The organism is Collinsella sp. CLA-ER-H8 (genome assembly GCF_040092335.1).
Taxonomy (GTDB): domain Bacteria; phylum Actinomycetota; class Coriobacteriia; order Coriobacteriales; family Coriobacteriaceae; genus Collinsella.
The window spans coordinates 194,482-218,158 of the sequence record NZ_JBBNLU010000003.1; the positions used below are offsets into that span (position 1 = coordinate 194,482).

At 59.4% G+C, this 23,677-nt stretch carries 20 protein-coding genes; 18 read left to right on the plus strand and 2 right to left on the minus strand.

The genetic code is table 11. The features are described 5' to 3' along the window. Positions 1-5: 5 nt before the first annotated feature. The 18 genes from recO (at position 6) to hflX (ending at position 22,311) form a co-directional block, all read left to right on the plus strand. Positions 6-755, plus strand: a complete 750-nt coding sequence (gene recO, locus AAAX72_RS03255) for a DNA repair protein RecO (protein WP_349129007.1) — start codon at positions 6-8, stop codon at positions 753-755. 138 nt (positions 756-893) lie between these two features. After that, complete coding sequence (gene rpsO / locus AAAX72_RS03260) at positions 894-1,172, plus strand: 30S ribosomal protein S15 (RefSeq protein ID WP_035138510.1); 279 nt, start codon at positions 894-896, stop codon at positions 1,170-1,172. A gap of 150 nt (positions 1,173-1,322) precedes the next feature. Then, positions 1,323-3,569, plus strand: a complete 2,247-nt coding sequence (locus tag AAAX72_RS03265; RefSeq protein ID WP_349129009.1) for a polyribonucleotide nucleotidyltransferase — start codon at positions 1,323-1,325, stop codon at positions 3,567-3,569. A gap of 639 nt (positions 3,570-4,208) precedes the next feature. Further along, positions 4,209-5,879 carry a ribonuclease J gene (locus AAAX72_RS03270; RefSeq protein WP_349129010.1) on the plus strand — a complete coding sequence of 557 codons (1,671 nt, stop codon included), beginning with the start codon at positions 4,209-4,211 and terminating at the stop codon, positions 5,877-5,879. A gap of 1 nt (position 5,880) precedes the next feature. Next, positions 5,881-8,661 carry a DNA translocase FtsK 4TM domain-containing protein gene (locus AAAX72_RS03275; protein ID WP_349129011.1) on the plus strand — a complete coding sequence of 927 codons (2,781 nt, stop codon included), beginning with the start codon at positions 5,881-5,883 and terminating at the stop codon, positions 8,659-8,661. Beyond that, positions 8,661-10,172, plus strand: coding sequence for a helix-turn-helix transcriptional regulator (locus AAAX72_RS03280; RefSeq protein ID WP_349129013.1), 1,512 nt, complete (start codon positions 8,661-8,663; stop codon positions 10,170-10,172). Before AAAX72_RS03275 ends, AAAX72_RS03280 begins: the two co-directional genes overlap by 1 nt. Positions 10,173-10,198: 26 nt before the next feature. Next, the gene (locus tag AAAX72_RS03285) at positions 10,199-10,696 is read left to right on the plus strand and encodes a YajQ family cyclic di-GMP-binding protein (protein ID WP_022094699.1); all 498 of its coding nucleotides are present in this window, start codon (positions 10,199-10,201) and stop codon (positions 10,694-10,696) included. Between the two features lie 27 nt (positions 10,697-10,723). Then, complete coding sequence (rimO, locus tag AAAX72_RS03290) at positions 10,724-12,073, plus strand: 30S ribosomal protein S12 methylthiotransferase RimO (protein WP_035138503.1); 1,350 nt, start codon at positions 10,724-10,726, stop codon at positions 12,071-12,073. Positions 12,074-12,082: 9 nt separating this feature from the next. After that, a complete protein-coding gene (pgsA, locus tag AAAX72_RS03295; protein ID WP_040359858.1) occupies positions 12,083-12,721 on the plus strand; it encodes a CDP-diacylglycerol--glycerol-3-phosphate 3-phosphatidyltransferase in 639 nt (212 codons plus the stop codon). 12 nt (positions 12,722-12,733) lie between these two features. Beyond that, positions 12,734-13,264, plus strand: a complete 531-nt coding sequence (locus AAAX72_RS03300; protein ID WP_035138501.1) for a CinA family protein — start codon at positions 12,734-12,736, stop codon at positions 13,262-13,264. A 257-nt stretch (positions 13,265-13,521) separates the two neighbouring features. Next, complete coding sequence (gene recA, locus AAAX72_RS03305) at positions 13,522-14,670, plus strand: recombinase RecA (protein ID WP_022094695.1); 1,149 nt, start codon at positions 13,522-13,524, stop codon at positions 14,668-14,670. Between the two features lie 11 nt (positions 14,671-14,681). Further along, positions 14,682-15,374, plus strand: coding sequence for a regulatory protein RecX (locus tag AAAX72_RS03310; RefSeq protein ID WP_082437769.1), 693 nt, complete (start codon positions 14,682-14,684; stop codon positions 15,372-15,374). Positions 15,375-15,631: 257 nt separating this feature from the next. Next, positions 15,632-17,182, plus strand: a complete 1,551-nt coding sequence (gene rny, locus AAAX72_RS03315) for a ribonuclease Y (RefSeq protein ID WP_349129014.1) — start codon at positions 15,632-15,634, stop codon at positions 17,180-17,182. A gap of 1 nt (position 17,183) precedes the next feature. After that, positions 17,184-18,269, plus strand: coding sequence for an ATP-binding protein (locus tag AAAX72_RS03320; protein ID WP_006235981.1), 1,086 nt, complete (start codon positions 17,184-17,186; stop codon positions 18,267-18,269). A gap of 74 nt (positions 18,270-18,343) precedes the next feature. Then, complete coding sequence (locus AAAX72_RS03325; RefSeq protein WP_006235982.1) at positions 18,344-18,661, plus strand: stage V sporulation protein S; 318 nt, start codon at positions 18,344-18,346, stop codon at positions 18,659-18,661. A gap of 52 nt (positions 18,662-18,713) precedes the next feature. Then, positions 18,714-20,084: a tRNA (N6-isopentenyl adenosine(37)-C2)-methylthiotransferase MiaB gene (miaB, locus tag AAAX72_RS03330; RefSeq protein WP_349129015.1), complete on the plus strand. Its 1,371-nt coding sequence runs from the start codon at positions 18,714-18,716 to the stop codon at positions 20,082-20,084. Beyond that, positions 20,084-21,022: a tRNA (adenosine(37)-N6)-dimethylallyltransferase MiaA gene (gene miaA, locus AAAX72_RS03335; protein ID WP_349129017.1), complete on the plus strand. Its 939-nt coding sequence runs from the start codon at positions 20,084-20,086 to the stop codon at positions 21,020-21,022. The genes miaB and miaA overlap by 1 nt, the downstream gene beginning before the upstream one ends. Continuing rightward, positions 21,022-22,311 carry a GTPase HflX gene (gene hflX / locus AAAX72_RS03340; protein ID WP_161115798.1) on the plus strand — a complete coding sequence of 430 codons (1,290 nt, stop codon included), beginning with the start codon at positions 21,022-21,024 and terminating at the stop codon, positions 22,309-22,311. The genes miaA and hflX overlap by 1 nt, the downstream gene beginning before the upstream one ends. Here the strand turns inward: hflX and AAAX72_RS03345 are convergent. Together AAAX72_RS03345 and lexA are read right to left on the minus strand one after the other, a co-directional pair. Further along, on the minus strand, positions 22,296-23,000 hold the full coding sequence (locus AAAX72_RS03345; RefSeq protein ID WP_349129019.1) for a heparan-alpha-glucosaminide N-acetyltransferase: 705 nt from the start codon (positions 22,998-23,000) through the stop codon (positions 22,296-22,298). The two genes, hflX and AAAX72_RS03345, sit on opposite strands and share 16 nt — an antisense overlap. Further along, the gene (gene lexA, locus AAAX72_RS03350) at positions 23,000-23,644 is read right to left on the minus strand and encodes a transcriptional repressor LexA (protein WP_035138488.1); all 645 of its coding nucleotides are present in this window, start codon (positions 23,642-23,644) and stop codon (positions 23,000-23,002) included. Before lexA ends, AAAX72_RS03345 begins: the two co-directional genes overlap by 1 nt. Positions 23,645-23,677: the final 33 nt, after the last annotated feature.

Below are 23,677 nucleotides of genomic sequence, written 5' to 3' on the forward strand. Positions count from 1 at the left end.
CGCGCATGGCAGGCTCCCGGACATATCGTACGAAGGTGCTCGTCCTCGATAAGACCAAGCTCAAAGAGACGGACCTGATCCTGACGATGCTTGACGAACGGGGTCGGCAGGTTCGCGCCGTGGCAAAGGGCGCCCGCAAACCCGGTGGGCGCCTGGCTGCGCGCTGCGAGCTGTTCTGCACCGTCGATATGCTGCTCGCGCATGGACGGTCGCTCGACGTGGTTTCCCAGGCAGAGCTTATGGAGGCGCCGCTCGGCGCTGCGCCCGATTACGAGACGACCTGCGCCGCAAGCGCGATCGCCGAGGTCGCGCGCGTGTGCTCGTTCGAGGACGCCGAGGACCCGTTTACCTTTGCCATCACGCAGCGGGCGCTTGCCCTGGTGGGCAGCGGGCTCGACACGGCGCATATGGATCTGCTTGTGGCGGCATATGTCTTTAAGCTGCTGTCGCACGTTGGCTATCGACCCGATTTTTCTGCCTGCGTGCTGTGCGGAGACCCCATGCTGTCGTATTTTTCGCCCCGGGCGGGCGGTCTTCTGTGCGGGTCGTGCGCGTCGAGCGTTCCGGGTGCCGAGTTGGTGTCGACCGGTGAGGTCGCGTGGCTGCGCGCCCTCATGTCCATGACCTTCGATGCACTCATGGCCGAGAGGGTCGATCCCCATACCGCTGCCTTTTTGTTGGGGCTTTCGCATGTTTGGGCTGCGACGCACACCGATCAGCGCCTCCGTGCGATGGAATTCATGTTGGGTCGGTGATGATGCGCAGTCGCGGGCTGCTTGTGGTAACATACCGACCTGTTGGTACCTCGATCTTGGATGCTCGCTCCACCGGCGGCTTCCCAGTCCGAGGCGAATAGCGTCGCCCGAGGGCGACAAGAAACGAAAGGTGAAACAATGACTGTTTCCAAAGAGCGCAAGGCGGAGCTGACTGCCCAGTTCGGTAACACCCCGGTCGACACCGGCAACCCCAAGGTTCAGGTCGCCATCCTGTCCGAGCGCATCAAGGAGCTGACCGAGCACATGAAGTCCCACCAGAAGGACTTCCACACCCGTCGTGGCCTGCTCATGCTCGTCGGCCGTCGTCGTCGTCTTCTCTCCTACATCAAGAAGAACGACATCGTCGAGTACCGTGAGCTCATCAAGGCTCTGGGCATTCGCGACAACATCCAGTAAGGATTTGTACATGCTAAGAGCGTCCTGCGCAGCGGGGCGCTCTTTTTGTGTAAGGGCGCGAACAATCACGCTCTGAAGCGTGGCGGGGGCAGGGGGCTCGCGTCACATGAGAAGCCCGCAGGCAAGGGGCCTGTGGGGTAAAGGAGAACAATGACACTCGTATCCAAGACCTTTGAGCTGTACGGCAAGACCTACACCTTTGAGTCGGGCGAGCTTGCCAAGCAGGCCACCGGCGCTTGCCTGGTCAAGCAGGGCGACACCACGATGCTCGACACCGTGGTCGTCTCCAAGGAGCGCAAGAACTACGACTTCTTCCCGCTGACCGTCGACTTCAACGAGAAGATGTACGCAGCCGGCCGCATCCCGGGTGGTTACCTCAAGCGTGAGGGCCGTCCCAGCGAGAAGGCCACGCTCACCGCGCGCATGATCGACCGTCCGATTCGCCCGAGTTTCCCGGACGGCTTCCGCAACGAGGTGCACATCGTCGCCACCTCGCTCGTCGCCGACCAGGTCAACCCCTTCGACGTCATCAACGTCATGGGTGCTTCCCTGGCCATGACGCTCGGTGGCGTGCCCTTCGAGGGCCCGCTTGCCTGCGTGCGCATCGGCCGTAACGTGGAGACCGGCGAGTTTATCGTCAACCCCACCTACGAGGAGCGCGTGAACTCCGATCTGGACCTGGAGCTGGGCGGCTCTGCTGACTTCATCTCGATGGTCGAGGCCGGTGCCGAGGAGATTTCTGAGGACGACATGCTCGCCGCCATGAAGTTTGGCCAGGAGGCCCTTGCTGCTTTCTGCCAGGCTCAGGACGAGTTCGTCGCCGAGTGGGAGCAGGTCAACGGCCCCATCGTCAAGAAGGAGTACCCGCTCGACCAGCCCGTCGAGGAGGTCCAGGAGCGCATCTTCGCCCACTACGACGAGATGGCAGCCGCCCTTCGCGACGCCGACAAGCTCTCCCGTATCGGTAAGGTCGAGGCTCTGAAGGAGTCCATCCGTGCCGAGTTCACCGAGGAGGAGCAGGCCGCTTGGGAGCGCGAGATCCCCGTGGCGCTCAAGAAGCTCGAGAAGAAGGCCATGCGCACCATGGTCGTCGAGACCGGCGAGCGCGTCGACGGCCGTGCCGCCGACGAGATTCGTCCCATCATGGTGAAGGACAACTACCTGCCGCTCGTTCACGGCTCCGGTCTGTTCCAGCGTGGCCAGACCCAGGTGCTTTCCGTCCTGTCGCTCGGCATGCTCAACGAGGGCCAGCGTCTGGATACCATCGAGCCCACCGAGGGCAAGCGCTACATGCACCACTACAACTTCCCGCCGTTCTGCACCGGCGAGACCGGCCGCATGGGCAGCCCCAAGCGCCGCGAGATCGGCCATGGCAATCTGGCCGAGCGCGCTCTGCTTCCGGTGCTTCCCGACGAGAACGAGTTCCCCTATGCCATCCGCGTCGTCTCCGAGGTCATGGAGTCCAACGGCTCCTCTTCGATGGCTTCGACCTGCGGTTCCACGCTCGCCCTTATGGACGGCGGCGTGCCCATTAAGCGCCCGGTCTCCGGTATCGCCATGGGCCTGATCCAGGAGGAGGGCAAGACCGTGGTTCTGTCCGACATCCAGGGTCTCGAGGACTTCCTGGGCGACATGGACTTTAAGGTCACCGGCACCACCGAGGGCATCACCGCCCTGCAGATGGACAACAAGGCCACCGGCCTCACCTTCGACATCCTGGCCCGCGCCCTGCAGCAGGCCAAGGAGGGTCGCGCCTTCATTCTGCAGAAGATGCTCGATGTGATCCCCGAGCCGCGTCACACCACGCGCAGCACCGCTCCGCGTATCGTCTCCATCCAGGTTCCGACCGACAAGATCCGCGACGTCATCGGTTCCGGCGGTAAGGTCATCCGTGGTATCCAGGATGAGACCGGCGCTTCGGTCGACATCCAGGAGGACGGCACCGTCTTTGTCGGCGGCACCGGCGAGTCCGTCGACCAGGCTGTCGAGCGCATCAAGCTCATCATCAAGGTTCCCGAGCCGGGCGAGGAGTACACCGGTCGCGTGGTCTCCATCCAGCCCTTCGGCGCCTTCGTGAACCTGCTGCCCGGCAAGGACGGCCTGCTGCACATCTCCCGCGTTGCCAAGGGCCGCGTGGAGAAGGTCGAGGACGTCCTCAACGTGGGCGACGAGGTCAAGGTCGTCGTCATCGAGGTTGACGATCGCGGCAAGATCTCGCTCGATCGTCTTGACAAGCCCGAGGCCCCGGCTCGCGCCGAGGGTGCCTCTGAGGGCGACGGCGAGCACTTCCAGCGCCGTGAGCGTCCGCGTCGCGAGCGCTCCGAGCGCAGTGATCGTCCGCGCCGTCCCGGCGACAACGGAGGCCGCAAGCCCCGCCGTCACCACGACGCCGAGTAATAGTTACACATAAGCAGTTCAACAAGGGCGACCCCACTGCGGGGTCGCCCTTTTGCTTGCGCCCGGGAGGGACGCATATGAAGTTTCCTGCTCTACAGTCCTGCGCAAGACGGAAAGCACATTAAGTGCTTTCCTTTGCGTGCGGAACTCGCGATAAACTTCATATGCGCCCCTCCCGGGCGCAAGCAAAAGGGCTGGTTAGTGCCGCTCGCTATTTAGTTAGACAGTCTATTCAGTAGACAGATTTCAGATCTGTAGATAGCCGCAGCAGCATCTTCCCAGATAAAACCGCCCAAATAAACCCGTTCCCTTTTGGCAGGTTTCCCGTGGGGCGGGCACTGATGAAGTTTATCGCGAGTTCCGCACGAACAGGAGGCCACTTAATGTGGCCTCCGTCGTGAGCAGGACTGTAGAGCAGGAAACTTCATCAGTGCCCGCCCCACGGGAAACCGGCGGGATGGACCAGTTCAGATGGGGCTTTGATGCATGGGTGGTCTGTTGTTGTGCAAATGGGTATCATACTGTGGTTATTGCATCGACTCTGTGATGCATGTTTGTACGTTCCCGGCGGTCGGTTTGCCAGAAGCGCCCCGTCGGTTGTTCCAGACCCGTTTCGAAGAAAGGAAACCACACTAACCTATGGCAGCTAAAAAATCATCTCCCTTGAAGATCATCCCGCTCGGCGGCCTTGACGGCATCGGCAAGAACATGACGGTCTTCGAGTGCGGCGACGACATGGTGCTCGTCGACGCCGGTCTCATGTTCCCGGATGACTCCCAGCCCGGTATCGACCTGGTTCTTCCCGACTACACCTATGTTCTGGAGAACGAGGAGAAGCTCCGCGGTATCGTCGTCACCCACGGCCACGAGGACCACACCGGTTCGCTTCCGTACCTGCTGCAGGACCTCAACAATAAGGTGCCCATCTTCTCGAGCAAGCTGACGCTTGGCTTTATCGAGGGCAAGCTTTCTGAGTTCCGCATCCGCGCACCCAAGTTCCGCGAGGTCAAGGGCGGCAGCCATGTCAACCTCGGCGGCATCTCGCTCGACTTCTTCTCGATGACGCACTCCATCCCCGGCGCTCTGGGCGTGTTCATCCGCACCAACCAGGGCACCGTTATGCACACCGGCGACTTTAAGCTTGACCAGACGCCCATCGATGGTGTCACGCCCGACTATGCCGCTATCAGCCGCTTTGCCAAGCAGGGCATCGACCTGCTGCTGTCCGACTCCACCAACGCCACTGTTCCCGGCTTTACCAAGTCCGAGGCCGAGGTCGGTCCCAACTTGCTGCGCGCCATCAAGAACGCCCCGGGTCGTGTGTTCGTCGCGTCGTTCTCGAGTCACATTCATCGTTTGCAGCAGATCTGCGATGCTGCCCGCAAGTGCGGTCGTAAGGTCGTTGTGACCGGTCGCTCCATGCTCACTAACACCCGTGTGGCGCGCGAGCTGGGCTACCTCAACATCGACGATGCCGATATTATCGATGCCTTCGACATCGATAACCTGCCTGACGACAAGATCGTTGTCATGTGCACCGGTTCGCAGGGCGAGCCGCTGTCGGCCCTGTCTCGCATGGCCAACGGCGAGCACAAGACGCTCTCTATCCACGAGGGCGATACCGTCATCCTCTCAGCAACTCCTGTTCCTGGCAATGAGAAAGCCGTCCAGCAGGTCGTCAACAGCCTGGCCAAACTCGGTTGCGACGTGTGGGATAAGAACCGCGCTCTCGTTCACGTCTCCGGTCACGGTAGCCAGGAGGAACTCAAGCTCCTGATGGCCATGGCCAAGCCCACCTACTTTATGCCGGTTCACGGCGAGGCCGTGCATCTGCGTGCCCATGCCCAGCTTGCTCGTAAGATGGGCATCAAGGACGATCACATCTTTATCCTCGATAACGGCGACACGCTCGAGATGCGCGGCGGTATCGTCAAACGCGGTACGCCCGTCGAGTCCGGCGTCGTCTACGTCGACGGCCTGCGTATCGGCGATACCGACCCCATCGTCCTGCGCGATCGTCAGAAGCTCGCCAACGACGGTATGGTTACCGCTGTTGCCATCGTCTCGCTCAAGCACAAGAAGATCGAGGCCATCGAGTTCTCGGGCCGCGGCGTCTCGTTTGCCATCGACGACCAGTTCTCCGAGGATGCCTCCGCGTCCATCATGAAGACGATCGAGAAGGGCAAGTTCAGCTTTACGAGCAGCGGTTCCGATGCCATTCGCAAGGCCGTGCGCGACTCGCTCTCTAACTTTATCTGGAGCCGTACGCGCACCCGTCCGATGATCATCCCGGTCGTCATGGAGGTTTAGTTTGGCGCGCGGATCTGCACAAAACGCCAAAGGCAATAAGGCCAACAACCAACCGGCATCTGCTAAGGGTGCCGGTTCCCATCTGCGTGCCAATAAGGGCCACGAGGCGGACTTTGACGATTTTGAGCCCTTGGTCGAGCCCTCGGCCAACCGCGATATCGCCGGCGTGGTCATAGCCGTTTTGGCGATTGCGTCCTTCATTGCCGTGATTTCGCCGGCGACCGCACCCGTTACGGCTGCGGTTGCCGGTTTCTACCACCTGGGCTTTGGTCTGGGCGCCTACGTGCTGCCGATCGTCATTTTGCTGTTTGCCGCCACGCTTTTTTTAGGCGAGGACTCGCCGCTCAACGTGCGCTCTGTTGCGGGCGGCGCCGTGGTCTTTATCGCCGTCGTCTCCATTCTCTCGCTGATGGTGCCGGGTACGAGCGACTCGTGTGACCTTATGTTCACGCCGCAAAATTTGTCCGCCTCGGGTGGCTACATCGGTGCGTTTATTGCGAGTGCGCTGCAGAATGCCCTGGGTAAGCCTATCGCGATGGTAGTCCTGTTGGGCCTTGTCGTCGTGGGCTTGGTCATCATCGGCTTTTCGGTTGGCGGCGTTTTGCGCTCTGCTCGCGACCGCGCGGCCGATTTTGCCGAGCGCCGTCGTGCCGATGTTAACGCGAGTCCGTGGGGTGACGACGAAGCCCTGTCGGTGCCCGGCGTTGCCCGTCCGCACCTGAGCATTCTTCGTCAAAAGGGCTCCGATGCTGCCGTGACCACGGTCATGGGCAACGATGTGGACCCGGTTTTGGACGATGACGACGAGGACGAGAATCCGTTTGTCGACGTGTCCGAGTCGGTTGAGGCTGAGCGCGCTAAGACGACGCTGCTGCCGCGCCGCCATGCCAAGAAGGGCAAGGCTGCGCCTAAGCTCAATACAAGCGAGCCCGACCCGTCTTGGTCCGATAGCGAGATTGAGCTCACCGAGGGCGATGACGAGGATGACGAGGCTCCGATTGAGACCGCAAAGACAACTTTGCTGCCGCGCCGCCATGCAAAGCGCGACCAGGTAACCGGTCAGCTTTCGATGGAAGACGACCCCGATAAGATCGACGAGTCCGAGCCGCCGTTTGCCGTGAATCCTGTCTCGGCAGCACCTCAGATCCCCGACTTCTTGAAGCATCCCAAGGTTGCCGATGCGTCTGCCTCGAGTGCTGTCGAATCGGCTGCGGCTAGCGATGGGGGAGCGGACGGCGGCGCCGCAGATAACGAGGGCGAAGAAGAGGACGGCCTCAAGCTTCCGCCGCTCGAGATCCTGCATGCCAACCCGCAGTCGGCGTCCTCCGCGTCTTCGGACAAGGAGCTGGAACAGACTGCCGAGTCACTGCAATCCACCTTGCTTGAGTTTGGCCGCAGTGCCCGCGTGGTCGGCTGGATCGCCGGCCCCACGGTTACGACCTTTAAGCTTCAGCCCGGCGAGGGCGAGCGCGTGAGTAAGATTTCGAGCCTCGAGGACGATATCGCGCTTTCGCTCGCTGCCCAGTCGGTGCGTATCTTTGCCCCGATCCCCGGCACCTCGCTCGTGGGCATCGAGATTCCCAACCGCAAGCGCCAGAACGTCAACCTGGGCGACGTGCTGCCCTATGTGAAGGGCGGTCCGCTCGAGCTCGCCATCGGCCGCGACGCCGAGGGCACGCCGGTCGTCGCCGACCTTGCCAAGATGCCCCACCTGTTGATTGCCGGTACCACGGGTTCCGGCAAGTCGGTCATGATCAACTCCATCATCACGACCCTGCTCATGCGCGCCCTTCCCGAGGACGTTCGCCTGATCATGGTCGACCCCAAGCGCGTCGAGCTTGCGGGCTATAACGGTCTGCCGCATCTTTACGTGCCTGTAGTGACCGAGCCCAAGCAGGCCGCGAGCGCTCTGCAATGGGCCGTGTCCGAGATGGAGCGTCGCCTGAAGGTCTTCGAGCGCCTTAACGTTCGTAAGATTTCGACCTATAACGAAAAGCAGGCCGCCGGCGAGTTTGAGCATTACGACAATCCGCCGCAAAAGATGCCCTACCTGGTCATCATCATTGACGAGCTCTCGGACCTGATGATGGTCGCCGGTAAGGATGTCGAGGCCTCGATCGTGCGTATTGCACAGCTGGGCCGTGCCGCCGGTATTCATCTTATCGTGGCCACGCAGCGTCCCAGCTCAAACGTGGTGACGGGCCTCATCAAGGCCAACATCACCAATCGCATCGCCTTTAACGTCGCCACGGGCATCGACTCGCGCGTCATCATCGACCAGATGGGTGCCGAAAAGCTTACCGGTTTGGGCGACATGCTGTTCTCCAAGGTCGACTGGGGCAAGCCTCGCCGTATCCAGGGCTGCTTTGTCTCGGACGATGAAATCAATGAGATTGTCGAGTTCGTCAAGTCGCAGAGCGAGCCCGACTACCACGAGGAGATTCTGTCTGCCGTGGCGCCCGCTTCCATGTCCATGGCGGGTGGCGGCGGCATTGTCCGCACCGGAGTCGCCGAGCCGCAAGACGATGATCCGCTCATTTGGGAAGCCGCCCATATTGTGGTGGAATCGCAGCTTGGCTCCACATCTGGCCTGCAACGTCGTCTGAAGGTTGGCTACGCGCGTGCCGGGCGTATTATGGACATGCTGGAAGAAAAGGGTGTCGTCGGCCCGCCCGACGGTTCCAAGCCGCGCGAGGTCCTGTTGGACGAGGAGGGGCTTGCCGCGCTGGAGTCTGTCGACGCCGAGATGGCACGTGAAGATCGTGAGTTTGGAGGATTCTGATGGCTGCACGCTTTGGTGACATGCTGCTCGAGCAGCGTCGCCGAATGGGCCTTTCCATTCAGCAGGTCGCCAACACCATCAAAATCAGGCCGCAGATCATCGAGTTTTTCGAGACCGGTAACTTTGCTTCGATGCCGCCGCGCGGCTATGCGCAGGGCATGATTTCGAGCTATGCTCGCTTTTTGGGCCTCAATCCGCGCGAGGTCGTCAATGCCTACTTTGACGACCTGATGGCATACGAACGCGAGACGTCGCAGCAGGGCGGTCGTTTTCAGGACGCCGCCGGCTACGTCAATTCGCGTTCCTCGGTCGACAACGGGCGCTTCCTGATGGTTCAGGGCGGTCGTTCGACCCGCTATGGACAGCGTCCTCAGCAGGCCGGTTATATTACCGAGACGGGTTCGGGCGAGGAGATTCGCTCACAGCGTGACCGGTTCCGCAGTACGCCGATGCCCGAGGACCGTGCACTTCCCGCTGCCCGCGGCGTGGCGCGTGACCCTCGTGCCGGCTACGGCGACGGCGGCTATTCCGATCGCGGTTACCGTGGTGCCTCCGCCGGACGCTCTCGCGGTGGCTATGCGGATGCCGATACCACGCAGGTGACGCCGCGTCTTCGCTCTCAATCACAGCCGTATGGCCAGCGCTCTTCGGCTCCGCGTTCGGGCCAGCGTGGCTATCAATGCCGCGGTGAGCTTGCGCCCCGCTCGGGTCAACGCAGCCTTCAGGGCCAGGGCGGCTATCGCGGCCGTCCCGATAGCAATCGCGGTCGTATGCCTCAGGGAGGCGGCCGCAGCAGTTCCGGTCGTGGACGCGGCGGGTCACGTACTCCTCAAAACAACGGGCTCGATCCGCGTATCATCTACGCCGGCATCGGTGCCGTTGCGCTGCTGTTGATTGTGCTCATCGTGGTGCTTCTGCGTGGCTGCGCATCTTCGACGCCCGAGACCACGCTCGAGACGCCCGCTGCTACCAAGACGACGACCAAGAAGTCTTCTAAGAAGACCGAAACGGTTGACGAGGACGAAGACACCGATGAGGCGACGGATGAGTCGACCGATTCGGACGCCACCAAGACGACGGCTAAAAAGGAAGAGAACGAGGTAACGAAGGTCAAGGTCTCCGTTGCCAAGGGAAAGACCGCGTGGATTGAGGTCAAGGTCGACGGCAAGTCGGTCTATGGCGCCCAGGCGACTGGCCCCTTTGAGCAGGAGTACACGCCCGAGTCCTCGATCGAGATCACCACGTCCAAGCCTTCCGATGTCACCGTTACCAAGAACGGTGAAAAGGTTCGTTACGATACCAAGACCTCGGGCGTGGCGCGTGTGACGATCACCGTTCCCAAGAAGGAGACGACTGATTCCGAGAATGGTGAAAGTTCTGATGGTACCGACACCACCGATGGTACCGATACCACCGACGGTACCGATGGCCAGTCCACGGATGGCGCCGATACCGCAACTGACGGTCAGACGCCCACCGATTCTACCGACTATTCGTACGATAGCTACTAAGCCGCTCGTACGCGAAAGGAAACATCATGGCTAAAGATTCCAGCTTCGACGTCGTGTCCGAGGTCAACATGCAAGAGGTCGACAACGCCTTCCAGCAGACCACGCGCGAGATTTCCCAGCGCTATGACCTTAAGGATTCTGGCGCCACGATCGAGCTTTCGAAGGGCGACAAGCTCTTTACGATCAACGCCCCGGCCGACTTTGTCTCCAAACAGATTATCGACGTGTTGAGCTCCAAGCTCATCAAGCGCGGCATCGACCTCAAGGCTGTCTCGTGGGATGCTCCGCAGGCGGCGTCGGGCGGCACCGTGCGCGTGCTCGGCCATATCGTCGAGGGTATCGACCAGGCGACCGCCAAGAAGATCAACAAGGACATCAAGGACCAAAAGCTCAAGGTCAAGGTGACCATCGAGGCCGACAAACTGCGTGTTTCCTCTGCTTCGAAGGACGCGTTGCAGACCGTGATCCAGTTCCTGCGCGACCAGGACTACGGCCAGCCGCTGCAGTTCACCAACTACCGCTAATATCAATCGAAAGGACCGCTCTCCAACATGGATACACCGTTGGGCTCCGTGCTCTACATCACCCTCGGGTGCGCTAAGAACGAGGTTGACACCGACCGCATGCGTTCTCTTTTGACCGCCGCGGGCTACGAGGAGGCATTCGACCCGCAGGATGCCGATATCGCCATCGTCAATACATGTTCGTTCCTCGCCTCCGCAACGTCCGAGAGCATCGAGACCACGCTCGAGCTCGCCAACGAGGTTCAGGACGGCGTTCGTTCTTGCCCCATCGTCATGTGCGGCTGCGTGCCGTCGCGCTATGGCGATGACCTGCCTGACGAGCTGCCCGAGGTCGCTGCCTTTGTGAAGGCCGACGAGGAAGACGGCATCGTGGCGGTCATCGATGGCGTGCTGGGTGTCGAGCGTGAGATTGCAGCCTATATCCCGCAGGTCAAACGTACCGTCGAGGGTGCTGTCGCCTACGTCAAGATTTCCGATGGCTGCAACCGCTTCTGCAGCTTCTGCATGATTCCCTACATCCGCGGCCGCTATCATTCGCGCAATGCCGAGAGCATCATCTCCGAGGTGCGCGACCTGGTTGCCGGCGGTGTGCGCGAGATCGTGCTGATCGGCCAGGACACGGGCATCTGGGGTACCGACTTTGCCGACGAGGACGTCGCCGATGGCTCGCCGCGCAATCTGGCGCAGCTGCTGCGTGCCGTCGCCGAGGCCGTACACCCGCACAACGTCTGGGTCCGCGTGCTCTATCTGCAGCCCGAGGGCATGACTGACGAACTCATCGAGACGATTCGCGATACGCCCGAGGTGCTGCCCTATATCGATATCCCCGTGCAGCACTGCGACGCGCGCATTCTTAAGGCCATGCGTCGCTCCGGTTCGCGCCAGGAGCTCGAGGATCTGTTCCGCGACCTTCGCGAGCGCATCCCCGGCATCGTGATTCGTTCCACGGCCATGGTCGGCTTCCCGACCGAGACCGACGACGAGTTCCGCGACCTTATCGACTTTATGGACACCGTCGGCTTTGACTACACGAGTGTCTTTGCCTACTCGCGTGAGGAAGGTAGCCTGGCCGCCAAGATGGAGGGCCAGGTCGATGAGGAGGTTAAGCTCGAGCGCGCCCAGGAGGCCATGGACCTGGCCGAGTCGCTCGGTTTTGCCGCCACCGCCGCCCATGTGGGCGAGCGAGCCCAGGTAATCGTCGACGGTATCGAAGAGACCGAGGATGGCGCCGAGCTGATCGGCCATGCCTGGTTCCAGGCGCCCGATTCCGATGGCGCGGTGCATCTGGACGCCAGCGAGGCGTCCGTGGGCGATATTCTGACCGTCGAGTTTACCGATAGCTTCTGCTACGAGCTTATCGGTCATGTTGTGGAGTAGGAGAGCGTCGTGGCTAACGAGAGTAATAAGGAACTGACGAGTGTCTGGACGCCCGCCAACATCGTGACGTGCGTTCGCATCGTCTTTATCCCGGTGTTCATGATCGTGTCGGCGCTTTCTCACACGAGTGTTGCCGGTACGGATTGGAGCACCTTCGACGGCCCGCTCGCCGCCGCTGCCTTTATTCTGTACGTCATCCTGTCGTGCACCGATAAGGTCGACGGTTATCTGGCGCGTTCGCGCAACGAGATCACCGACTTCGGTAAATTCTTGGACCCCATCGCCGATAAGCTGCTCGTGTTCTCGGCCCTGCTGCTGTTCTTGGATTTTGGCGCAGTGACCGTGTGGTCCGTGTTCATTATCCTGTTCCGTGAGCTTCTGGTGAGCGCCCTTCGCATGGTCGCGAGTGCGGCCGGTGTGGTCGTTGCGGCCGATAAGCTCGGCAAGTACAAGACGGCAACCACGATGGTCTCCATTTGCGGTTACCTGTGCGTTTTTGCTATGGCCGGCTTGCACCTTGGCCCGGTGGCGCTAACGCTCGGCATCTACTCGGTGTCGCGCTTCCTGTACGCCGTTGCCGTTGTCCTGACCGTTATCTCGGGCGCCCAGTACTTCTGGAACTGCCGCAAGATCGTCTTTTCGGTCTAGGTCCTGGTGGGTATGACGGACTCTTTTGAGCAGATTTCCGCACATAACGAGGAGCTGGCGCGTGATATTGTCGAGCGCGCGAGCGCTCGGGGCGTGACGGTTTCGACGGCTGAGTCGCTGACGGCGGGTATGATCGCCTCGACGATTGCCGATATCCCGGGCGCCTCGGCGGTGCTGCGTGGCGGTGCGGTGACCTATTGCGATGAGATTAAGCATCGCGTTCTTGGTGTTGAGCAGGAGACGCTTGACCGCTATACCGCGGTGTCGCATCAGACCGCGCGCGAGATGGCGGTGGGTTCGCTGGAGCTGTACCAGAGCGATATTGCAGTGAGCGCAACGGGTTATGCCGGCCCCGGCGGTGGCACTGAGGACGATCCGGCGGGCACTTTCTATATTGGCTGGGCGCATCGTTCCGCCGATGGGGGCGTGCCGGTTGTGGACTCTGTGCGCTGCCACTATGAGGGCGACCGTTCGTGTGTTCGTGCCCATGCGGTCACGGAGGCATTGGGTCGCATTGCCCTTGTGCTCAACTCTATGGTATAGACGTGTTTTAAGGGGCCTTCGAGCCCCTTAATTGTGGAGATAGGGACCTTAGGCTCATTTGGCGTTTGTGCTGGTTGTAGATGTATTTTTGCCTGCCTTGTTCATATTTGGTCCTTTGTGGTCAAGCATTTGGTCAGTGTTTGGTCGGCGTTTGGTTGGGTTTTGGAAAGACCGCCTGCATATGATTGGCCTGAACGGTTGACCACGAACAGCCGTTCGTTTATTATCGATGCAGGTTGTTAAGAGGAGGGCTATTCATGGCCAAGAATTCAGGTCCCGTACGTACCGTTCATGCTCGCACGACGGGTAAAGAGCGCGATGAGATGATCGCCACCACCAAGGCCGAGATCGAGAAGAAATTCGGCCAGGGTTCCATCATGAGGTACGGCGACGGTGGTCCCGAGCTCGAGGTCGAGGCCATTCCCACGGGCGCCCTGGCCCTCGATGCCGCGCTGGGTATCGGCGGCGTGCCGCGCGGCCGTATCGTCGAGATTTACGGTCCTGAGTCCTCCGGTAAGACGACGCTTTCGCTCGAGATTTTGGCAGAGGCCCAGGCAATGGGTGGCGTTGTGGCATTTATCGATGCCGAGCATGCGCTCGATCCCACGTATGCCGCGCGCATTGGCGTGGATATCGACGAGGTACTGATTTCCCAGCCCGATACGGGTGAGCAGGCGCTCGAGATCGTTGACATGCTCGTGCGTTCCGGCGCCATCGATGCCATCGTCGTCGACTCTGTCGCCGCGCTGACCCCGCGTGCCGAGATCGAGGGAGAAATCGGCGACACTACGGTCGGTCTTCAGGCTCGCCTGATGAGCCAGGCGCTCCGTAAGCTCGCCGGCTCGCTTTCTAAGTCCAACACGACGTGCATCTTCATTAATCAGCTGCGTGAGAAGATCGGCGTCATGTTCGGCAACCCCGAGACTACGACGGGCGGCCGCGCCCTTAAGTTTTTCTCTTCGGTGCGTATCGACATTCGCCGTATCGACAGCATTAAGCTTAAGGACGAGGTTATCGGTAACCGCGTGCGCGCCAAGGTCGTTAAGAACAAGGTGGCAGCTCCGTTCCGTTCTGCTGAGTTCGACATCATGTACGGTACGGGCATCTCTAAGGAGGGCTCGATTCTGGACATGGCTGTCGAGTGCGGCATCTGCAAGAAGATGGGCTCCTGGTTTGCCTATGGCGAGGACAAGCTCGGCAACGGTCGCGAGGCCGCCAAGGCGTTCCTGCGCGAACACCCCGATTGCGCTGACGAGATTGAGCATAAGGTCCGCCTTGCCTGCGGACTTGAGTTTGATGACGATGCTCCGTCCGAGGTCGAGCTGACCGATCAGCCTGCGCCTGAGGAGTTTGACGAGCTTTACGCCATCGATGGTTCCGCCATGCTCGATGATGACGACGAGTAGCGGTTACGCTCATGTCGTATACGGTGACCGAGGCCACGGTCGTCTTTCCCGATAAGAAGGCGGCCTCCTCGTTCTCGAGCGGGTATGCGTCCAAAAAGCCTTGCGCACATATCGATTGTGAGCTTGAGGGCGGTTTTGAGCGGTCCATTTGGATTCCCGTGCGGGTCGCGCGGCTGTATGTCAAAAACCGCCCCGATCTTCCCTGTGATTGGGACAACTTCCGTGAGGCGGTGCAGCTCATTGAGCGTAAATGTGCACTTACCATGGTGACCGAGATGTTATCGCGCCGCGACCATGCGACGGGTGAGGTCCGTGACAAGCTGGCTCGCTACGGCTTTCACCAGCCTGCGATCGATTTCGCCGTCGAGCGCGCCACCGAGTATCGCTTTTTAGACGAGAGCCGCTTTTGCTCGTACTTTATCGAGGAGCGCAAGCGGCGCGGTTGGGGACAGCGCAAAATCGAGACCGAGCTCAAGCGCCGTCATGTCGTGCTCGATGACATTCCCGGTTATCCCGAGGATTATTTTGCCGTCGAAGACGATTTGACGCGTGCGTCAGCCCTGCTCGCCAAGCGTCGTGTTCCAGAGACGCGCGGATTCGAAAAACTGGTTCGGTTTTTGATGGGCAAGGGCTTCTCGTATCACATCGCCGCCGATGCCGTTAAGGCACGTCTCGATGCCGAACGCGAGGAATGTGCAGTTTAGGCGTATGCGCTTTGTTGCCCTGCCGTTCACCGCGTTTTAGCCGCCGTGCTGGGGCCATTTATTTGACAGTTGTTGTGGTTCAACGTACGATAAACACTGTCATTTGCTTTGTGATATGTGCTCATCTGTGATGAGTTTGTTTATATGTTTATCTGTATCCGACCCGCATAAGCTGCGCCCATATTACTCAAATGTCGCGAGCCGTTCGTAAGGACGGTTCGCTTTGTTGTGTAACGAATCCATAAAAAGGAGTGAGCATGCCTATCATCGCAGCGCTCGTTGGCATCGTTTTGGGTGCCATCGCCGCCATTGCCTACATGCGCACCGCCAAGCAGGGTAGTCTTCACGAGGCCGACGAAAAGATCCAGTCGGCACACGCACAGGCTGAGTCCCTGATCGGTGATGCTAAGCGTCAGGCCGAGACCCTCAAAAAAGAGGCTCTGCTCGAGGCTAAAGAGGAGATCATCAAGAACAAGCAGGCCGCCGAGGCCGAGGACAAGCAGCGTAAGAGCGAGATTCGTACGCTTGAGAACCGCGTGATGCAGCGCGAGGAGTCCCTTGATCGCCGAAACGACGCTCTCGACAAGCGTGAGCACCAGCTGTCCAGCCAGGCCGGTCAGGTCGAGAAGCGCTCCCGCGAGCTTGAGGAGCTCTGCACTAAGCAGACCTCCGAGCTCGAGCGTATTGCCGACCTTACCCGCGAGGACGCCCACAAGGAGCTCCTCGATAAGGTTCGCGGCGAGGTCACCCACGAGGCTGCCACGATCATTCGCGAGTCCGAGCAGCAGGTTCGCGCCGAGTGCCACAAGACCGCCCAGGAGATTCTGTCCCTGGCGATTCAGCGCTGCGCTGCCGACCACACAGCCGAGGTCACCGTTACCTCCGTGCACATTCCCTCTGATGACCTCAAGGGCCGTATCATCGGTCGCGAGGGTCGCAACATCCGGACCTTCGAGCAGGTTTCCGGTGTCAACCTCGTGATCGACGATACGCCCGAGACCGTCGTTCTTTCGAGCTTCGACCCGGTCCGTCGTGAGACCGCTCGTGTTGCCCTCGAGAACCTCATCGCCGACGGCCGCATTCACCCCGCTCGCATCGAGGAGATGTATCACAAGGCTGCCGACCTGGTTCAGCAGCGCGTGCGCGAGGCTGGCGAGCAGGCTGCCTTCGATACCGGCATTCACGACCTGCATCCCGAGATCGTCAAGACCCTTGGTGCCCTGCGCTACCGTACTTCGTTTGGTCAGAACGTGCTTCAGCACTCCCTCGAGGTCTCTGACCTGTGCGGCGTGATGGCTTCCGAGCTTGGCCTGGACGTTGTGACCGCCAAGCGCGCCGGCCTGCTGCACGACCTTGGCAAGGCAATCGACCACGACGTCGAGGGCCCGCATGCCGTCATCGGCGCCGAGCTTGCCCGCCGTTATGGTGAGAAGCCCGTTATCGTCCACGCTATCGAGGCTCACCATGCCGATGTCGACCCCAACACGGTGCTCGATGTCCTGGTACAGGCCGCCGATGCCGTCTCCGCCTCTCGCCCCGGTGCCCGTCGCGAGTCTGCCGAGAACTACATCAAGCGTCTTGAGAAGCTCGAGGAGATCGCCAACTCCCATGATGGCGTCGAGCGTACCTATGCCATGCAGGCTGGTCGCGAGGTCCACGTCATGGTTCAGCCGGACAAGATCTCCGATGCCCAGTCCACGGTCCTGGCTCACGATATCGCTCATCAGATCGAGGAAGAGATGGAGTATCCCGGTCAGGTGCGCGTCGTCGTGATTCGCGAGAGCCGCGCTGTCGATATCGCTAATTAACATGAGCGACGCGAACGAGCTCATCTCATTTATCGCGTCGATGTCGGGGGAGGGCAACCTTCGCGTCGAGGAGAACCTTGGCGAGGGGTATGTCCGCCTCCGCGTTTCGGAGGCCGAGCGGCGCCAGGCAAAACACGACATTCAGCATGTCGAGGATATCGTCATCGAAATGCTCCGTAATGCTCGCGATGCCGGCGCCGACAAGGTCTATCTCGCCACGACCAAGGAAGATGGCGTCCGCACGCTTGTCTTTCTGGATAACGGTTCGGGCGTTCCGCAGGATATGCAAGAGCGAATCTTCGATGCCCGCGTTACCTCCAAGCTCGAGAGCATGAAGATGGACCGTTGGGGCGTTCACGGTCGTGGCATGGCATTGTTTTCGATCAAGCAGAACACCGACGAGGCCCGTGTGGTCACGTCCGGCGTCGATCTTGGTTCAGCCTTTAAGGTGAGCGTTGCAGCCGACCGCCTCAGTGAGCGTGCCGATCAGTCCAGCTGGCCCCAGGCCGTCAAGGATGAGGACGGACGTTATGTCTGTGCTCGCGGCCCGCATAATATTATTCGCGCTGCCTGTGAGTTTGCGCTCGAGGAGCTGCGTGGTTGCGATGTCTATCTTGGTTCTCCGTCTGAGATTGCCGCGACCCTTTATGCTCAGGCGTCAAGTCGGCTCGATACGTCTCGTCTCCTGTTTATTGATGACGAGAGCGAGCTTCCGGTTGTCGATCGTTTAGGCCTTGCCTCTGATGCCGAGGACTTTATTCGTATCTGCTCGGGTTTGGGTCTTGAGATGTCCGAGCGTACGGCACATCGCATTTTGGCAGGGCAGATTAAGCCCGTTCGCGGTGTGACCGCGCGTCTGCTGCGCGAGCGTGATTCGTCCTCGCATGCGCCGGCTCCTGTCGATCTCGCGAAGGATCGTCGCGGGCTTCGTATTGCCAAGGATGACATGGCACAGTTTTCGCGTGCTGTGGAGCGCGACTTTAATGACCTTGCCGCCCGGTACTATCTCAACCTTTGCGGCGACCCAAAGATTCGCGTTTCGCGTGATCGAATCACTGTGACCTTCGATCTTGCCAAAGAGGAATAGTGCCTTTACCGAGTCCACTCGGTACGATACAGTTATTGCAGTTAAAACGTACTTTTAAACGCAGGAGTTTCTTCATGGATTGCCTGAAGGTATCAAGCAAATCATCGCCCGCGTCCGTTGCCGGCGCCATCGCCGGCATGGTCAAGGATGGTGTGCCCGTCAACATTCAGTGTGTCGGCGCCGGTGCGGTCAACCAGGCCATAAAGGCTGTGGCTATCGCGCGCGGTTTTTTGATTCCAACCGGTTTTGATATTTCCTGCGCGCCCGTGTTCTCCGACATCCTTATTAACGGGGAGTCGCGCACGGCCATCCGTCTTTCTATTTACGTTCACCAGATCAATCGAGCTGCTATGGATAACGTCGTCATGGATGATGTTAAGCCTGTGGCATAGCTTCTGCTTGCCTCGATTCGCCCCCCCCTCTCCATCGTTAGGACTTATGCACATGGACCAGCGTTTCGTACGCGATATTCTTGCCGGTAAAACCTACTTTATCCGCACCTTTGGCTGCCAGATGAATCAGCACGACTCTGAGCGCGTGAGCGGTCTGCTCGATTCGTATGGTTGCCTCATGGCGCTCGATCCCGAGCATGCCGATATTGTTGTCTTCATGACATGCTGCGTGCGCGAGGCCGCCGATACTCGCCTGTACGGTCAGTGCAACTCTTGTAAGAGCCTCCCGCCCTCACCCTCGGGCAAGCGTGTGGTTGCCGTTGGTGGTTGCATCGCGCAGCGCGATGGCGAGGGCCTGCTCACCAACGTCGATAACGTCAATGTCATCTTTGGTACGCATTCCATCGCACATGTGGCCGAGCTCATTGCCGAGGCGTTCCTTGATGGCAAGCGTCATATCCGCACCAATGAGCATGAGGATACGGATGCCATGAGCATGCCGTGGCATCGCGAGACCCAGTATCACGCCTGGGTGCCCATTATGACGGGCTGCAATAATTTCTGTACCTATTGCATCGTGCCGTACGTGCGCGGTCGCGAAAAGAGCCGCCCCTTCGAGGAAATTGTCGACGAGGTGACCGGTTTGGTGCGCCAGGGCGTGCGCGAGATTACGCTGCTGGGCCAAAACGTTAACTCATATGGTCGCGATCTGTTTGGCAAGCCGCGTTTTGCCGATCTGCTGTGTGCCGTTGGTGATACGGGTGTGGAGCGCATCTTCTTTACCTCTTCTCATCCTAAGGATCTGCTGCCCGAGACCATCGACGCCATGGCCGAGACGCCCGCCGTCATGCCGCAGCTTCACTTGGCCGTTCAGTCGGGCTCCACGCGTATCCTCAAAGAGATGAATCGCCGTTATGCACGCGAGGACTATCTGGGCCTGGTCGATCGCATTCGCAACCGCATGCCCGATATCGCGCTCTCGACCGATATTATCGTTGGCTTCCCGGGCGAGACTGAAGAGGACTTTGAGCAGACGCTCTCACTTGCCGAGACGGTCCGCTATGCTCAGGCCTATACCTTCATCTATTCCAAGCGCGCCGGTACCCCGGCCGCAGAGATTGACGATCCTACGCCGCATGAGGTTATTCTCGAGCGTTTCAACCGCCTGGTTAAGGTTATCGAGACTACGGCACACGAGTATAACCAGGGTGAGCTTCATACTGTGGTGCCGGCGCTCATTGAGGGAACGAGTAAAAAGAACGACGCGGTCCTGCTGGGCAAGAGTCCCAAGAATCAGACCGTGCATGCGCCTATCCCCGAGGGTTACAGCATCGATCAGCTTGTTGGCAAGATCGTTGATGTTGACGTTGACGTTGCCAAGACCTGGTATTTGTCCGGCTCCGTTGTGGGCGAGCCGCGCTAATGGTTTCTCCCAGGGCAGGACTTTCCGCCGTTGCGATCGTCGGTCCGACGGCGGTTGGTAAGAGTGATGTTGCCGACCGTTTGGCAGCTCGTCTTTCGTCCGAAGTGCTGTCGTGCGATGCGATGCAAATCTATCGCGGCATGGACATCGGTACCGCAAAGATGGCGCCCGATGAGTGTACGGTGCCGCTGCGTCTCGTCGACATTGCAGAGCCGGGTGTGGCATATTCTGCTGCGCTTTATCAGGCTGACGCTCGCGCGCATGTTGAACGTCTCCTTGGTTCGGGTTGCCTGCCGGTTTTTTGCGGAGGTACGGGGCTGTATCTCAAGGCCGCCCTCGATGAAATGGACTTTCCTTCGGGTGAACTTGAGGACGATCGTCGTATGGGCTATCAGGAGCTTGCCGAGCGTATTGGCGAGGAAGAGCTGCATGCCCTGCTTGCCGAGCGCGACCCAGAATCGGCTGCTGTTATTCATCCCCATAATGTGCGCCGTGTGATTCGTGCGCTCGAGATGCATGATGATGGTATCTCCTATGCACAGCAAAAAAGTCAGTTTAGTGTTCCGCGCGAGCATTATCATGCTCTATGGTTTGGTCTGACGCGTAATCGCGAGGTGCTCTACGAGCGCATTAACCTGCGCGTCGATCTGATGTTTGAGCAGGGTCTTGTCGATGAGGTTCGCGGTCTTATGGACCAGGGGCTGGGAGATGCCCTGACTTCGATGCAGGCAATTGGCTATAAAGAGATCATTGATGCTTTCAATGGCGTGATTTCTATGGATGAGGCTCGCGAACTCATCAAGATGCGTTCGCGTCGCTATGCCAAACGTCAGCTTTCGTGGTTTAAGCGCGATGACCGTATCGTGTGGTTTGATATGGACGAGTTTACGATCGATGAGGTCGTTGAGGACATCCTGCATCGTATTGAGGCTGCCTAATGGCCCGTTTCCCCCTTGTTCCCACGGCACCCGAGCCCGAGCGTGCCATATTAGTTGGTGTTGAGTGGCGCGACAATGCATGGCCGCTCGATCGTTCGCTTGACGAGCTTGAGCGCCTGGCCCATACGGCTGGCGCCCAGTGCGTGGCGCGTTTGTCACAGCGTCTGGTTAAGCCGTATCCAAAATCGTTTATCGGTTCCGGTAAGGTTGAAGAGCTGTGCGGCCTGGTGCATCGCATGGATGCCGATGTCGTTATTTTTGACGACGACCTGACGCCCTCGCAGCAATCCTATTTGGAGAAAGCCGTGGGCGAGCCGGTAAAGATTATCGATCGTACAGCACTGATCTTGGATATCTTTGGCCTGCATGCTCAGACGCGTGAGGGACGCCTACAGGTACAGCTGGCGCAGCTTCAATATCTGTTGCCTCGTCTGCGTGGCATGTGGAGCCATCTTGCCAAGGAGCAGACGCGCGGCGGCATCGGTTCGCGCTTTGGCCAGGGTGAAAGCCAGCTCGAGGTTGACCGTCGCTTGATTCGCAATAAGATTGCCGCGCTTCGTCGTGAGCTCAAGCAGGTTGAACAGCGTCGCGATGTCCAGTCCAAGAGCCGCATTGAGTCACCGGCGTTTCGCGTCGCGTTAGCCGGTTATACCAATGCCGGTAAATCGACGTTGCTCAATCGCCTGACCGGCTCTACGGTACTTTCGCAGGACAAGCTGTTTGCTACGCTCGACCCGACGACGCGTTCGTATCGCCTGCCCGGCGGTCGCGGCATGACGATTACTGATACCGTCGGCTTTATTCAAAAGCTGCCGCATGGTCTGGTCGATGCCTTTAAATCGACGCTGTCCGAGGTGTTGGGTGCCGATCTAATTCTCAAAGTCGTAGATGCGTCTGACGAGGACTATGAGCGGCAGCTTGAGGCTGTCGACCGCGTTCTTGATGAGATCGGCGCTGGAGAGCGTTTAACGCTGACCGTATTCAATAAAATCGATCTTCTCGATAGCGTTGATCGCCTGAGCTTCCGTCGTCGCTATCCCGAGGCCGTGCTGTTCTCGGCCCAGACGGGCGAGGGACTCGACGATTTCGTCGACCGTATTGCTCGTGAGGCGGCTGCTACCGATGTGTTGCTCTCTGCTGATATCCCGTATCGCGAGGGCGCCCTCATCACGCTGGTGCATGAGCAGGGAACCCTTTTGCACGAGGAATATCTTGAGGACGGCGTTCGTATTGTGGCGAAGCTGCCGGCCCGTATCGCGCCGCGGCTCAAGCGTTATCGCACCGAGTAGACGAGCTCCAAAAAGCCCAGAATAATGGGTTGATGCAGCAGATAAAAGGGGAGTGCATGACGTCCAAGGCTGGCGAGCGCCGGCAGGGGGTTGGCGTAGGCCCAGCTTAGGGCGGTCTTATCGATTCCCTGCGCTATATGTGCGGCGAAGTATCCTGCAAGATACATAAAGATAAACGGGATGATGGGGTAGTAATCACCTGAAACAAACCCAAGGCTCGGAAATCCCAGCCACGCCAGGTAGGGGACAGGGTAGATCGTTTTGGGGATACTCCAGGTGAGGGCGAACAACACAAGGCATAGCGACATGCCCCATCTCGCCGATATCTTCTTAAGGACGGGATCGGTCAACGCCACGATGCCGGTACATGCGGCCATGCAGTAGATGATGCCAAAATTAACCGAATCGTCGACTGAGACAAGTGTTGTTGCCAGCCAGACGACGAGTGCTGCTAAGGCGTAATTGGCGGCACGTTTGATATTGTTGCGCGAAAGGGTGCACATCCAACCCGCGATAAACAAAAATACCCAGCTGATGCTGGCGCGCCAGATGTCTTGAAAGACGGTCTGGGTAAACCAGGGCATATCCCAGTCGTACAGGTAGGCGAGATCGTAGCAAGCGTGAAAACCTGCCATTGAAATCATCGTAAACCCGCGGACGGTATCAAAGATGGTGATGCGTTTTTGCATTACGAGAACCGGCGCATTAAGCCGACGACTTTGCCCAAGATGATGGGATTCGTTGCATAGATAGGCTCCATGGTGTCATTCTCGGGCTGCAGGCGTACGCGTCCCTGCTCCTTGTAGAACGTCTTGACGGTCGCTGAACCATCAATCATGGCCACGACAATTTCGCCGTTCATGGCACTCTTTTGTTCACGGACGATGATGTAATCGCCATTGAAGATGCCGACATTGATCATTGAGCTCCCATGCACCTCAAGGATAAAGGAACCCTGATCAGTGGCGATTTCGGTCGGGATAGTAAAAGTGTCTTCGATATTCTGCTCGGCCAGAATGGGAATCCCAGCCGCGACGCGACCAACGAGCGGTAGCGAGACCGTTCCGCGAGGTGCGGTGGGCTCGTCAGATTTAGAAATTGAGACAGAGGAACCGTCCTCGTTAAAGAGTTCCAGGGCACGCGGTTTGGTGGCATCGCGCTTGAGTAGCCCGCGCGCCTCCAGGGCAGAGAGATGGGCGTGCACGGTGCTGGGAGAGGATAGGCCCACGGCAGAAGCCATCTCGCGCACGCTGGGCGGATAACCCTTCTCCTGCTGATATTCCTTGATGAAGTCGTAAATTTGCTGCTGACGCTTGGTAATTTTGCGAGCCATCAGGGCATCCTCTCTACCCATGTCAAACAAATG